Annotated in this window: 11 protein-coding genes and 2 pseudogenes; 3 read left to right on the top strand and 10 right to left on the bottom strand. The window is 36.7% G+C overall.

Translation table 11 applies throughout. The features are described from left to right. Nucleotides 1-197: 197 nt before the first annotated feature. The 6 genes and pseudogenes from FLK20_RS11055 to FLK20_RS11030 all read right to left on the bottom strand — a co-directional run bounded on the left by FLK20_RS11055 (nt 198) and on the right by FLK20_RS11030 (nt 6,160). On the bottom strand, nt 198-1,112 hold the full coding sequence (locus tag FLK20_RS11055; RefSeq protein WP_152656622.1) for a glycine betaine ABC transporter substrate-binding protein: 915 nt from the start codon (nt 1,110-1,112) through the stop codon (nt 198-200). A 383-nt stretch (nt 1,113-1,495) separates the two neighbouring features. Continuing rightward, nucleotides 1,496-1,756, bottom strand: a complete 261-nt coding sequence (locus FLK20_RS11050) for a hypothetical protein (protein ID WP_152656621.1) — start codon at nt 1,754-1,756, stop codon at nt 1,496-1,498. Between the two features lie 82 nt (nt 1,757-1,838). Continuing rightward, nucleotides 1,839-2,252 (bottom strand): annotated as a pseudogene (locus FLK20_RS11045) (ABC transporter ATP-binding protein); the annotation flags it as partial. A gap of 247 nt (nt 2,253-2,499) precedes the next feature. Further along, on the bottom strand, nt 2,500-3,009 hold the full coding sequence (locus tag FLK20_RS11040; RefSeq protein ID WP_152656619.1) for a PadR family transcriptional regulator: 510 nt from the start codon (nt 3,007-3,009) through the stop codon (nt 2,500-2,502). 6 nt (nt 3,010-3,015) lie between these two features. After that, nucleotides 3,016-5,472, bottom strand: a complete 2,457-nt coding sequence (locus FLK20_RS11035; protein ID WP_152656618.1) for an FtsX-like permease family protein — start codon at nt 5,470-5,472, stop codon at nt 3,016-3,018. Further along, a complete protein-coding gene (locus FLK20_RS11030; protein WP_152656617.1) occupies nt 5,441-6,160 on the bottom strand; it encodes an ABC transporter ATP-binding protein in 720 nt (239 codons plus the stop codon). The genes FLK20_RS11035 and FLK20_RS11030 overlap by 32 nt, the downstream gene beginning before the upstream one ends. Nucleotides 6,161-6,364: 204 nt before the next feature. Between FLK20_RS11030 and FLK20_RS11025 the strand changes: the two genes are divergently transcribed. The 3 genes and pseudogenes from FLK20_RS11025 to FLK20_RS11015 all read left to right on the top strand — a co-directional run bounded on the left by FLK20_RS11025 (nt 6,365) and on the right by FLK20_RS11015 (nt 8,015). Continuing rightward, nucleotides 6,365-6,985, top strand: a complete 621-nt coding sequence (locus FLK20_RS11025) for a TetR/AcrR family transcriptional regulator (protein WP_152656616.1) — start codon at nt 6,365-6,367, stop codon at nt 6,983-6,985. 69 nt (nt 6,986-7,054) lie between these two features. Continuing rightward, nucleotides 7,055-7,339, top strand: a pseudogene (locus FLK20_RS11020) (ATP-binding cassette domain-containing protein); the annotation flags it as partial. 103 nt (nt 7,340-7,442) lie between these two features. Then, a complete protein-coding gene (locus FLK20_RS11015; protein ID WP_152656614.1) occupies nt 7,443-8,015 on the top strand; it encodes a dihydrofolate reductase family protein in 573 nt (190 codons plus the stop codon). 724 nt (nt 8,016-8,739) lie between these two features. Here the strand turns inward: FLK20_RS11015 and FLK20_RS11010 are convergent. The 4 genes from FLK20_RS11010 to FLK20_RS10995 form a co-directional block, all read right to left on the bottom strand. After that, nucleotides 8,740-9,675 (bottom strand): YitT family protein, encoded by a 936-nt coding sequence (locus tag FLK20_RS11010; protein ID WP_152656613.1) that lies wholly within the window; start codon nt 9,673-9,675, stop codon nt 8,740-8,742. 428 nt (nt 9,676-10,103) lie between these two features. Then, nucleotides 10,104-11,102 carry an acrylyl-CoA reductase family protein gene (locus FLK20_RS11005; protein ID WP_152656612.1) on the bottom strand — a complete coding sequence of 333 codons (999 nt, stop codon included), beginning with the start codon at nt 11,100-11,102 and terminating at the stop codon, nt 10,104-10,106. A 61-nt stretch (nt 11,103-11,163) separates the two neighbouring features. Beyond that, entirely contained in the window at nt 11,164-11,952 is a 789-nt protein-coding gene (locus FLK20_RS11000) for a MerR family transcriptional regulator (protein WP_152656611.1), read from the bottom strand. Beyond that, nucleotides 11,927-12,853 carry a DUF2268 domain-containing putative Zn-dependent protease gene (locus FLK20_RS10995; RefSeq protein ID WP_152656610.1) on the bottom strand — a complete coding sequence of 309 codons (927 nt, stop codon included), beginning with the start codon at nt 12,851-12,853 and terminating at the stop codon, nt 11,927-11,929. Before FLK20_RS10995 ends, FLK20_RS11000 begins: the two co-directional genes overlap by 26 nt. Nucleotides 12,854-12,976: the final 123 nt, after the last annotated feature.

The raw sequence follows: 12,976 nt of genomic DNA, 5'->3' as shown, positions 1-12,976 counted from the left end.
TTATGTATAATTTCTTTTTACCCATCCTCTATATTAAATCATAGATAGGAGAATTGAAAAGGGATGTATCATCAGTTTATCAGTATTTTTTATTCTTTTTGGATTATCGCCGGTATATGTCACAATCATGCGTCGCAAAGAGGAAGCTGCTGATTAATCAGCAGCTTCCTCCATATAAGGCTTCAACTTTCATTTAATTATTTTGGCTCTAAATCTTCAATTGAATCAATATCCATGTATTCTGGAACAACAAGACCAATTCTGGCACCTTCCAAATTAGGTCCTAAATCTTCAAAGTTGTCCTGATGAGTTTCATAGAATTCACTATGTGTTACTGGTAACCAGGCTGCCAGAGTAGCATCAACATCTCCAGAAGCTACAGATTCAAACACTACTGCTACGTCGACATCAGTAACTGTCACATTAAATCCATGCTGTTCCATTGCAGCTTTTAAAACACCTGAAGATGCACGCTCGGAATCCCATGGTGTAGAGGCAAGTTCAATTTCCGCCCCATTGCCGTCATTGACACCTTCTGCCCATGCATCTACTTTATCTTGATTATCTTCTACCCATTGTGCTGCGATATTTTCTATGTCTTCACCAGTTTCTTCTGCTTCAAACATAATATCTTCCATATCCTCTACTTCCCATTCAAACTGGTCGATAAATTTATATGCATCTGGATTATCTTCTTCCAATTCAAGCCTTGCTAAAGAATTAAGTGTTTCTTCCCCGCCATAAATTTCTTTAGGATCTTCTAAATATTTCATATCTGGATATTGCGCAAACATCCAATGCGGATTCCAGCCTGTAATAACGATTGGTTCTTCATTCTGAATAGCCGTTCCTAATTCAGACATCATTGCTCCCGTTGATGATAATTCCACATTCCAGCCTTCTAAATTGTCATATTCTTCAATAGCTCTTTCTGTGGTGACAGAGATACCTGCACCCGGTTCAATACCGATAATAGTATGATCTACTGCTTCACTGTAATTCATCTCACCATCATCTCCAGAAGAATTATCATCGGAATTTCCACAAGCTGCAAGTAAGAATACAGAGAAAATTGCAAAAATAAGCCCACTATATTTTACGCTTTTCAACATAAATATAACTCCTTTTCTTTTAATTACTTTACTAATCTTTTTATTTTCTTTATACCTTTAACAGTCGAATTGCAAGAAGCTAAACAATAAATATGCTATGTAAGGGTATTCAGCACAACAATTCTAATTTTACATTTCTTTAATAACTCCTTCAAATGTCGTAAGTCAGCAAATAAACGTATAAAGCGGTAAAAACTGGCTTGTATGTACTTCATTATTAAAAAACATGGATTTAGTGCTGATTTCTTGTAATTAAGACTTACCATTTAATTGTCACAACTTTCAGTCCTTCACTCTTTGAAAATATGGATCTTTATAAATAACCTAATTGCCAAAAAAATAGCAGGCTTATGCATCTACTGTTTTTCAACAAATTTATTCTATTAAAACTCCTGTTTCTTAAACCAGTTCACAAATAGTAAGATTACTGCTGCCATCCAAATCACAGGTACAGCCAAATAAGCAAGAAAAGATTCATTGAAGTAAAGCTGATCAATCCCATAATGAAGATGATAATTCGGAAAAATAGCCAGCCAGGGCATATCCTCCTTGCTGCTATTCATTAATAGACCCTCCAGGAAAAAATACAGTACAACTATTGGCATACCATAAAGACTGATTTCAATGGTGTTCTTTGTTTTCATTCCAAGAAAAGTTCCTGCAACAAGCATCATAATCACTATAGGCAGAGCCAGTATAAAGATTTTTAAACTAAAGAAAAAACCTCTCCCGTAACCGATTCTGGACCTCTGTCAGCCCCGTAACATCAATCGCCCAGTCAATATATTCGTAGTCTTCCTTTTTTAAGGAACCCATCCCTTTTTTATAAGGAAAACGTCCATAAGAAATTAATTCATATACTGTCAGTCCACCAGGTGCTTCAGCTGTTTGAGGCAAGATTGCCATACGTTTTGCAATCTCTTTTGTATCAACCTTATGAATCTCTTCTCCTTCTAAAAAAACTGCACCATGTTTTACATTTAAAATACGTGCAATTGTTTTGATTAATGTTGACTTCCCACAACCATTTGGTCCGATAATTGTTGTGATTTTATTAGATGGAATCGAAATGCTGAGATTCTTGATAATTAATTCATTGGCATAGCCGACATCAATTTTATTTACTTCAATTGCTTTCATTGATTCGCCTCCTCTTCTGATATAGATAACTCTCAACATCCGATAATGATAATCATTATCATTGATAACGATTATCATTATCGATTAAAAAAGTTAACTTGTCAAGATATTTTTAGGAAATGGGGCCTTATTAAAATTTCCAAATAAAAATAAAACCCGTTATTTTGAGAAATACTCAAAATAACGGGTTTCTTATGATAACATTAATAAACATACTGCTTTACAACAAAAGGTGCAACGGAGCATATTATGGTTTTGTCTGCCTGTTCTCCACTTGGGAGATCCAGTTTAAATCAGCTTCTAAGTGAAGCAGCCTCCCACTGATTAAAAGATAGTTGTTCTCATCTCCTTTTATCAGCAAGTCTGTTTTTAATTTGGTCAGATCCATTACTTCTTTTAAAACCATCGCTTTTTGCTGTTCAAGCATTTGCGACTCGTTAGCATAATCGATTTTTCTTGCACAGATCCATTTAAAGAAGAAATCTTCTTTAGTTGAATGATAAGGAACTGCTTCTAATAACCATTTCTCCAGTTCTGTTTTGCCTGATGCATCCAGGGTGAATAATTTTCTCTCTTGTTCATCTATATTCAAAGGGATAACAAGTTCATCTCGAATTAAGCGGTCTAAGGTCGTATATATTTGACCCGGATTAACTTTCCCTTTATTCCCCAGCAACTGATCCAATTCAATTTTTAATTCATAACCATGACATTTTTTATCATAGAGCAACGTCATTATTCCATATTTCACGGACATTGATAATCAACCTTCTTTTAGAGATGATTGGATATCTATTTTGCTTGCTGTACTGCTCGATATCCAAGAAGCAATCAAGCTTAACAGAATTCCGGCGGCAACCGTTAATATTATTGATTCGACAGGTAAATACACCGTAACGAAATCGCCTATTAATGCAGAGTTGCTTGCAACAACTAATAAGCACAAGCCAGTAAGCAGTCCTCCTAAAACTCCAGCCAATCCTATCAGGAAACCTTCTAATAATACCATATTTTTAACCTGTAATATTGTAAAGCCTAATGCTCTCATCGTACCTATTTCTGAAGTTCGTTCAAACGTATTCATGATAAGTGTATTTGCCGTTCCAACGCTGGCAAGCAGAATAACTAAGACTAGCATGAACTGAATCAATTCATTCATTCCTTCAAATGCGGAAGTTGTTGAAGCAATTTCATCTTCTACAAAAATCACTTTAGACAAAAACCCGCCAAATTCACTCCATAATGCATTTCTAACCGATTCTTCCGTTGCATTTTCATCCAGATGAATCAACAAATCAAAGCTATTCTCCCAGCCAAATTGATGACTTAATTGTTCTTCATCCATAAATGCTACGTAGCCGGAATAATGTGAGGTCACAGCTACATCGATTACTTCAAACGGTTTTGTTCCTTCTGGAGTATGGACAAAGATATCTTCCCCGATCTTTCCTCCCCATTCCTGAAAAGCTCTTTCACCCAGTATAATAGATAATGTATCATTATTTTCAAAGCTTGTATAATTGAAATCATCATAATATAAACTGTTCTGATCTACTCCTATGATGGAGAATTGCCTTAAATGCATATCTTTATTTATCCATGTAATTGGTGTTGCTTCTGTTAATAAAGTACTGGACTCGACAAAATCTTTATCATTTATTCTATCTAAATCGCTTGCAGACCATGGTTTCTCCGCAGTTAATCTGACATCTCCACCATAGTTCGCTTTTATCTGGCTTGCATAGTTTTCTGGTGCAGCATCTGAAAGTGCCCCCAATAAGATAATCACCGCAATTCCGACAGAAAGCAGCGCCGCAGTATTTGCATTTCTATATAGTTGTTTATTTAAGTTAGAGATTGCCATTCTGCCCGGATGCCCCATGCATAACAGAATAATTGGCTTAATCAGCATGCTGAATATTTTTAAAAACAATGGACTTAATATAACGACAGATAGTATGAGGCCGATATATGACACAGGACTGTCTATAAATAAAAATAATAATAACCCAAAACCAATGACATATCTGATCCAGTGCACTTTTCCATTGGGACCTGTATTTGCACCCATTTTTAAATTTTCAAGTATAGATGTTTTTCCTGCACTATATATCGGAAACATAGAAAACAAAACGGGAAAGATAATACCTGCCACTAAAGAAATGACAGTTGGCATAAACCAATTGAGAGAGTAAACCATGTCATATTCAAATATACCCAGAAGGGTCATCATAAACAAATCGCCTAACCAAATACCAATAGGTACACCAATAATCGTTCCAATCATAGCTATGAAAGAAACTTCCATCAAAATTAATCTTGAAATGGAAATTTGCCCATATCCCAGACTTTTCATAATAGCGAACTCTTTTTTTCGCTCAATAACGCCCGTATAAATCATATTAAAAACAATAAAACCACTTATAAACATGGTCAGGATGGCTATTAAATAAAAGAATGTATAGAGCCCTTCCACATCATTACTTTGGCGGTCATCCGCAACGACCGGCTGAATAAAAGCACTTGTGTCAGAAAGCTCCTCTTGGATGTCACGAAACAATTTCTCGTCATTTCCAAGTGTGCTCAACCTGATATATGAAATTTCTCCTTCCAACCCAGCCCGCTCCTGCAATAAATCAAGGGGAGCCATCATGCGAAAACTGGAGGATGCTGCCCGTTCCCAACTGCCTGGGCTTGATAACAACTGGGTATATTCTACAATTGCTGATATCTTCACTTCCCCCATTTCTCGAAAGGACAACGTATCACCTACATCAACATGCAACAAATCCGCAACTGTTTCGGGAATGACTAACCCTTCATTATCAAGCTCTCCTTCCACTACTGGCAGCTTTAATAAATTACTATTCAGATTATCCACCCCCGTAATTCGAACTGCCAGCTGGCTGTCAGAATATTCGCCAGGTAAATCGAGAAAGGTTTGTTTATCTAACGCCATAAGCGTTTCATCTACATCTTGATGATTTTGAACGGTGTCAATTATCTCTTCTGGATAGGTGTGTTCATCGCTTAAAATCCAAAAATCCGCATTTCCTGTATACATTTCTTCATAATAATCAAAAACATCCTTTGTCGTTCTATCTGCTATCAGCATAGCAGTAATAAAGGACGTCCCCATTATAATTGCCAATAAGGTTAGTACAAATCTTTTTTTCTTTCTCGTAATATTACGCCATGAAATTCGCCAAATATTGAGCATAGTTCTCCTCCTCTCTGGAGATGATTTGTTCGATCGTTCCATCTTTAAACAGGATTATTTTATCTGCAAAACCGGCAGCAAATATATCATGCGTAACCATAACAATCGTCTGGTTATTCTTTTTATGAAATTGTGTTAAAAGCAACAATATTTCTTCTGCTTTAGAGCGGTCTAAATTCCCGGTCGGTTCATCGGCTAATAAAACGCCGGGGTGATTCACCAACGACCTTGCAATAGCTACCCTTTGCTGTTGTCCACCGCTCAATAAATTGGCTTGCTTTTTATTTAATTCATTTAATCCAACCGCCTGGATAAGTTCTTTTACTTCCTTCATTTTTTCTTTGTCAAGTGTTCCATCTGCATATAATGGAAAAGCAATATTTTCTTCTACCGTTAAATTATTTAAAAGCTGGTAATTTTGAAAAATGATTCCAATGTTTTTACGGCGAAAAATGGTTCTTTGGTTTTCACTCATCTCACTTATCGCTTTTCCATCTATCTCAATTTTTCCATTTGTAGGGGAGTCCAGTCCGCCCAAAAGCTGTAAAAGTGTACTTTTTCCAGAACCACTCGGTCCCATAATAGCAACAAATTCCCCTTCTTCTATTTTTAAATCGACATCCTTCAGTACCTCTGTGATATTTTTTCCTTGTGTAAAAGATTTCACCAGTCCACTAACTTTAATCAAATTATTCCATCCTCTCAGTATATACTTAGTATATAATAACAAAATTAATATTAACCTAATATCTTATTTTATTCAATATAAATTATATACTAAGTAAGTATTTATAATGAAATGACAAATATACCATATATTCAATGCGTGTTCATAAATTAATTGACACTTTGTCAGTCATCTGTATATACTATCCTCAAGGAGGAGTATTACATGAGAGATGTGAAATTGCCTGAAGTACGTAAAGCAGAAATCTTAGATGCTTCGATGAAACTATTTACGGAAAAAGGATATTTACAGACAACGACACAGGATATTATTAACAAAGTTGGAATTTCGCGCGGACTGCTTTATTATCACTTTAAAAATAAAGAAGAAATTCTTTATATCCTGGTTGAAAAGTCTGTTAAGCCGCTAATTGTACAGATGGAGAAAATAGTAGAAGATACATCGTTAACCCCAATGGAAAAGCTAAACCAGTTTTTACAGACAACTATTATTCAGGAAGATACGGTTACAGAAGAGAAAGTCACGCTGCAGGAAACGGTTCAGCTGGAAGAAAATAGATATATGATGGATCGCTTTTGTCACAAATTTATTGAAAAACTGCTTCCTTTATTTACACAAATTATTGAAGAAGGGAAACAACAGAACGTTTTTCAGGTAGACTATCCTTATGAAACTGCTCATTTTTTAGTAGCAGGATATGTTTTCGTTTCCAATGATCTCAAGCTCAAGAAATCCAGTATAAATGAAATGAAAGTTTATTTACATGCTTTTAAAGAAGTCTTGGCAAAATCGCTGGATATAGAAGTATCTACTTTAGAAGGATAACCAATGTATCTTATTTCATTGGTTTCTTTTATCAGCATGACTGACACATTGTCAATAGGAGGGGTTTTTATGTTAAAGGTAAAACATGTTTCAAAGATGTATGACGATGAAACAAAGGCAATTGAGGATATTAATCTCCACGTTCAAAGTGGTGATATTTACGGTTTTATCGGAGCAAACGGGGCTGGTAAATCTACGACTATCAAAGCAATCGTCGGGATTCATCCTTTTAACGAGGGAGAAATTTGTATTGATGGTTATTCGATTAAAGACGACCCTGTTCACTGCAAAAAAAGAACCGCATTTATTCCGGACAATCCTTATTTGTATGAGCATTTAACCGGGCTTCAGTATACAATTAATGGAATAAAAGAAGAGTCTTTGAGCAATCGAAAAGAAATCTCCAGAAGTTTTATATGCTAAACTATAAAAAAATATAGGAGAGGAGGGATGAGCCATGCGCAAGGTCATCTATTCGATGCAAATGTCCCACGATGGCTATATCGAGGACGCTTCGGGCTCCATTGGATTTACCAATCCCGACCGTGAATTACACGAATATGTCAATGCCCTTGAAGCTAAGGCCGATACGCACATTTATGGAAGACGGCTCTATGAAGTCATGAACGGCTTCTGGCCTACTGCTGAGGACGATCCCGACGCGGCGCCCGAGATCGTCGAATACGCCCGCATCTGGAACGCACTCGACAAAGTGGTCTTTTCGCGAACACTGAAATCGGTTGAGGGGCGTGCTCGCCTTGCTGAGTCAGACATCGCCAGTGAAGTCGCAAAGCTTAAGGTGGCATCGGGAAAAGAAATCAGCGTGGGTGGTGCAACGCTGGCGCAGAGTTTCATCGATCTCGATCTGATTGACGAATACCGGGTCATAGTCTATCCGACTCTACTGGGTGGTGGCAAGCCGATGTTCGGGAGTCTCGCTCGCCAGGTCGATCTGACCCTCGTTGAGAGTCGGAGCTTTGCTTCGGGTGTCGTCGTGCTAATCTATCGGCCAACCAACAGAGAAGTGTAAAGTATGCTCTTTTACTGCCGAGACAACACTTGATTTAGACCAAATTAACAGGTTAGATTAGTCGTGAGCTTTATGATTGGTGACGATCAGACTGAGTTTGTCCGATCTGCCTCTTCATGGTTTCAGTAATCAAAGAATACCTGTGGATTTGAAATAAAAGATGCGATGTTTAGAAAAGTTTAAGCGTTAATGAAGGGTATTTATAATGAAAACGATGTTGTAGAAGAAATTTAAAAAACTTTCGATCAAACTTTTTTATAAAAATTGTATAATACTTCACAAAGAACGAATCCATTTTGATCAAACTTTATTCCAAATCTACATTGTTGTCCTTCAAAAACAAGTGAACTATTCTTTAAACACATGTCCATAATGAAACAACCCTAATTAATACTAATCTTTTTATGAAAAGGTATTGATAAAATGTTGATGATTTCTTTTGGATCACTGATTGCGTTTATCATGTCCGAAAACAATAAAAAATAACCCCTCATATGCTTAGCAGGCGTTAGGGGTTATTTCATAACTAAAGCGCCAACCCTCAAATAGAGAATTGGTTTATTGTACCGTTTGGTGCTGACACACCAGACGGTTTTTTATATTATACGATTCTATAACGAAATTATACCCGAAAACAGGGCGAAATACAAACCAAATATAGACGAAGCACTAGCGATATAGTACAATTCGTACAGCGAAAAAACTTCCGTCTTGTAAGAAGATTTTACTCTTTATCCTCAATTACTGCATCAGCAGTCGGTGTAAAACTTTCTTCATCCGCCTGTTTCTTATAATAACGACGCTCCAATTTCTTGTTTCGGAATGTCTTCTGCCCCGGATGATGAGCCTCTGCAAAGCTGCCGCCTGTAACGTCCTTCACAGTGTGTACAACCGTAAACGCATTTTCATCAATACTGCTGACCAGCTTTTTCAGATAAAATAACCGTTGCTTCGGAATAGCTACATAAATCAGATTTTCCTCAACACCCTCTGGATTTTTCTCAGCTTTTAATACGGTTGTATGCGTCCCAAGACTTGTTTGCAGCGCATGTTCCACTTCCTCTGTTTTATTGGAGAAAATATGAACGACACTTTTTGATTCAAAGCCTTCTAACACATAGTCTGTTACTCTTTTTCCAATAAACAGAGCAAGCACTGTATACATCGTGTATAGCGGGCCGATAACAAAAATACCGGCAACGACTACAGACGCATCCAAAACAAAATTGGTCCCTGTCAATTCCCAGCCAAATTTATAATTTAGCATGCGGGCAATGGTCGATGTTCCTCCTGTTGTGCTTCCAGAACGAAAAATAAGTCCAAAACCAACGCCTGTAAATACGCCGGCAAAAATAGCTGCCAGAAGTGGGTCTGGTATTCCTGAAGTTAAATCTTCGAGGATGTATATAAAGAAAGAAAATAGTGGTATAGTTACAAGTGATTTGATAATCATATCTTTTGGTAAATAACGAAAGCCGATTAATAGAATAACTGCATTCAGAATAAGGGTGGTTAATGCAGGTGATATATCTGTTTCGTGGTAGATAAGCAGTGCCAGCCCTGGAACGCCTCCCTCCGCTAAGGAATTCGGCATCGCAAATATGGCTACAGAAGCGGCAAAGAAAAAGGTACCGGTAATTAGAAATACATAGTTTTTCATACAATATTCCTCCTATCTGTATTTAATTGTGTATAGATTATTTTGAGCTGCTTTTGTATTTTTATCTTCTGAAAGAAAAAATACAGTATAGTAATATATAATTTCATAAAATGCTTACTTCAAGCAGTTTATCCACCCGAAAAAATCTTTTCCTGAGCAACTTAGGAAAAGATTTTTTATAAAACAGCTATGTGCAAGCGAAATTCATTATGGATAACAGTATAAAAGGCTTATTAATAGCAGAGTCGCCTTTTTAACTGAGGGCACTTTATCTTATACTGGTTACTTTACCGTACTTAGCGCTTATTTTCAACAGCCAAACGAAATAATTTCATTATCTAAACATAGCTTAGAAGAAGGTTCAGAATCTTAAAATATAAAGGAGAACGCTATTTTCTCCGTTCCCCTTCTATATACATGGCATATAATTAACCTTCTAAATTCACAAGCACTCTCCCTAAATGATTACTTTCAAATACAGCTGGCAATAATTCCGGCAATTCTTTCAGCTCTGCTTCCTTATATACTAAATCCTCAAGACTATCTAATTTTAAATCTCCAGCTAAACGCTCCCAGATATGCTTCCGTTCTTCCATCGGGCAATATACCGAATCTATCCCAAGAAGGGATACACCGCGTAAAATAAATGGAAAAACAGACGTTGGAAGCTCTACTCCAGCTACCATCCCACTGACAGCAACACTTCCACGATATTTAATTTGTGCTAATAAAGAAGCTAATGGCTCCCCGCCTACTGCATCAATTGCAGCGGCCCATTTTTGTTTGTTGAGCTTTTTCAGCTTTCCGTTATAAACTTCTTTTCTGTCAATAACTTCTTCTGCTCCTAATTGTTTCAAATAATCCTTTTCAGAGTCTTTTCCCGTACTGGCCACTACCTGATATCCTTTCTTTTTCAAGAGAGAAATAGCAATACTTCCTACACCGCCTGTAGCTCCAGTGACAAGAACAGCACCATTTTCCGGTTTAAGTCCATTCTCTTCTAATCTCTGCACAGATAAAGCAGCTGTAAAACCCGCTGTTCCCAATATCATGCTTTCTTTTAAGGTTAATCCTTCTGGAAGAGGCACAATCCATTCTGCCGGCACACGCGCATACTCACTGTATCCACCAAAATGAGAAACTCCTAATTCATAGCTTGTAACGATAACAGAATCGCCTGCCTGATAACGATTATCCTTGGAGTCAACCACTTCCCCTGCTAAGTCAATTCCAGGAATAAAAGGATAGTCCTTTACAATATTGCCATTAGGATGAGCAGCAAGCCCATCTTTATAGTTAATTCCACTATATTTCACTTTAATCAGAACATCGCCATCCGGTAAATTGGAAGATTCGATTTCCTCTACATTTAGATGTAAGTTCTCATTTTCTTTCTCTACTACAAGTGCTTTAAATGTATCTGCCATGATAATACCTCCAACTAACTATATATTCTAATTGATTATTCCCTTAATTTAGATGCTTCAATCATGTATTAATTTGCTTTTTATATATGAAGGCATCTTCACAATGGTGTATAATCGCCTGATAGATAAATTCATTCAATGTATCATCTCCGAATTGATTGATATATGCTTTAAAGCTCTTATCATCCTTATACGTATAAGCGATACATTGCAGAATTTCCTTATCACCAGTCATAAACTGTTCTATATAACTTTTCCATTCATAAACAGTTTGCTGCACTTGTTCAGAAGCAGATGATTCCTTTGAAAGCTCGGCAAACTGCTTGAATATATTCTGCATGTTTTGATCGAAAGCTTCAAATATAGCAGCTCTTTCCTCTTCAGGGATTTGTTCGATATTTTTTTCATATTCTTTATATTTCCCGGTATGCCCATACACATATTTGGCTTCCCTTTGATACTGTTCTTTTAACGGTAATATATTGCCTTCATGAAAGACATCTAAATAAGAAATATCTTTTCCCGACATAAAATCATTTAAATTGATTAATGTCCGTTCGAGGTTTTGTTTTTTTATCTCCATTGCTTGATAATGTCCGGCTAAAACAGCCTTTTGCTCTTGTTTTGGCATCTGCATAATGGCTGCTATTTCTTTCAAGGGGAGATCTAATTCCTTTAATAGCAAAATCGTCCGCAATTTTTTCAGATCCTCATGATTATACAGCCGGTAGCCTTTATCTGAATAACTATCCGGCTTTAATAAATTGATTTCATCATAATAATGCAGTGTTCTTTTCGTTACGCCAGTTATGGCAATCATATCTTTAACGGTGTAGTACAGTTTCTTCATCCCAATATTCTTCCACCTCGCTTAATATCTCATCAGCCCGGAGTGTTGTTGCTTCTACAATGGATTTCCCTGTTTTCTGCAGATAATATTTCACTAAATAATATCCGCATGCATATCCGGCACTATGTGGTACTCCTGCAGTTGGTAAACCTTGTAATTTAGTAACTTCATCTCCATAAAGATATGGCATGATTTGCTGTAATCCTGTTATTTCTAGATGTTCTCTCAAGACAGGTTTAATGACATTATTCAGCGTATCAGCATCTGTTTTGCTGACCCAGGGTCCGATTAAATCTTCTCCATACAGAGAAGTCGCAAAATTTTCTGCCAGTCCTTCACTGACAATCAATTCCCCAAGGTTAATTTTATCATTCCATTCAATAAATTGATAACGGACATTATGGTTACATTCATGAGCTAAAGCAGGTTTTAATCGCTTTAGTGTGTACTCATTTGGAATTAAACTTAAAAAAATATAACCGGGAATTCCTCCTTCCCCACTGTATCCTTCACTCAGCTGCAGGATTTCACTGTCAGGATTCCCTAATAATATCGTAAATAAATAATCAGACACAGGCAGGCTAATTCCATGATGCGTAAATTGAGTTAAGCAATGCTCCATCGTCTGCTGTAACTCATCCCATAATTTATCAGAGGATATTAAGTTCAACTCAGGTTCTATTTCAGATGTTATCATTTCCGGTGACAGATGAGCCATATTATTTATCGTCATCACATCAAATCCATTTTCTTCATTTGCCCGGAATGGAATCTGCTGTATTTCCCACTTTTTCATGAAGGGGCCCAGCATCTCCTGACGATATAATTCTTTTTTATCTTCTAGCGGACAAGCAATAACCTTCTTATAAATCTTATCTGACCGTAATATATTAATATTCATTTTATCACACCTTTTCATATTTTGTTTTTAACTTACAGTATCACGCAACGTAAAGGTCAAGAGAAAAAATGAAATAATTCACTACTAAACATGAAAAAATCCCAGCAATAGGATTACTGAGAT

Origin of the sequence: Oceanobacillus sp. CFH 90083, from assembly GCF_009389585.1 — a bacterium.
GTDB lineage: Bacteria > Bacillota > Bacilli > Bacillales > Amphibacillaceae > Oceanobacillus.
Note: the sequence above shows the minus strand (reverse complement) of the source record. Positions and strands in the feature narration are given on the sequence as shown.

Excerpts from the sequence above, each read along its gene's own strand:
- FLK20_RS11055 (WP_152656622.1), bottom strand. The coding sequence starts at position 1,112 with ATGTTGAAAAGCGTAAAATATAGTGGGCTTATTTTTGCAATTTTCTCT.
- FLK20_RS11050 (WP_152656621.1), bottom strand. The coding sequence starts at position 1,756 with ATGAAAACAAAGAACACCATTGAAATCAGTCTTTATGGTATGCCAATA.
- FLK20_RS11040 (WP_152656619.1), bottom strand. The coding sequence starts at position 3,009 with ATGTCCGTGAAATATGGAATAATGACGTTGCTCTATGATAAAAAATGT.
- FLK20_RS11035 (WP_152656618.1), bottom strand. The coding sequence starts at position 5,472 with ATGCTCAATATTTGGCGAATTTCATGGCGTAATATTACGAGAAAGAAA.
- FLK20_RS11025 (WP_152656616.1), top strand. The coding sequence starts at position 6,365 with ATGAGAGATGTGAAATTGCCTGAAGTACGTAAAGCAGAAATCTTAGAT.
- FLK20_RS11015 (WP_152656614.1), top strand. The coding sequence starts at position 7,443 with ATGCGCAAGGTCATCTATTCGATGCAAATGTCCCACGATGGCTATATC.
- FLK20_RS11010 (WP_152656613.1), bottom strand. The coding sequence starts at position 9,675 with ATGAAAAACTATGTATTTCTAATTACCGGTACCTTTTTCTTTGCCGCT.
- FLK20_RS11005 (WP_152656612.1), bottom strand. The coding sequence starts at position 11,102 with ATGGCAGATACATTTAAAGCACTTGTAGTAGAGAAAGAAAATGAGAAC.
- FLK20_RS11000 (WP_152656611.1), bottom strand. The coding sequence starts at position 11,952 with ATGAAGAAACTGTACTACACCGTTAAAGATATGATTGCCATAACTGGC.
- FLK20_RS10995 (WP_152656610.1), bottom strand. The coding sequence starts at position 12,853 with ATGAATATTAATATATTACGGTCAGATAAGATTTATAAGAAGGTTATT.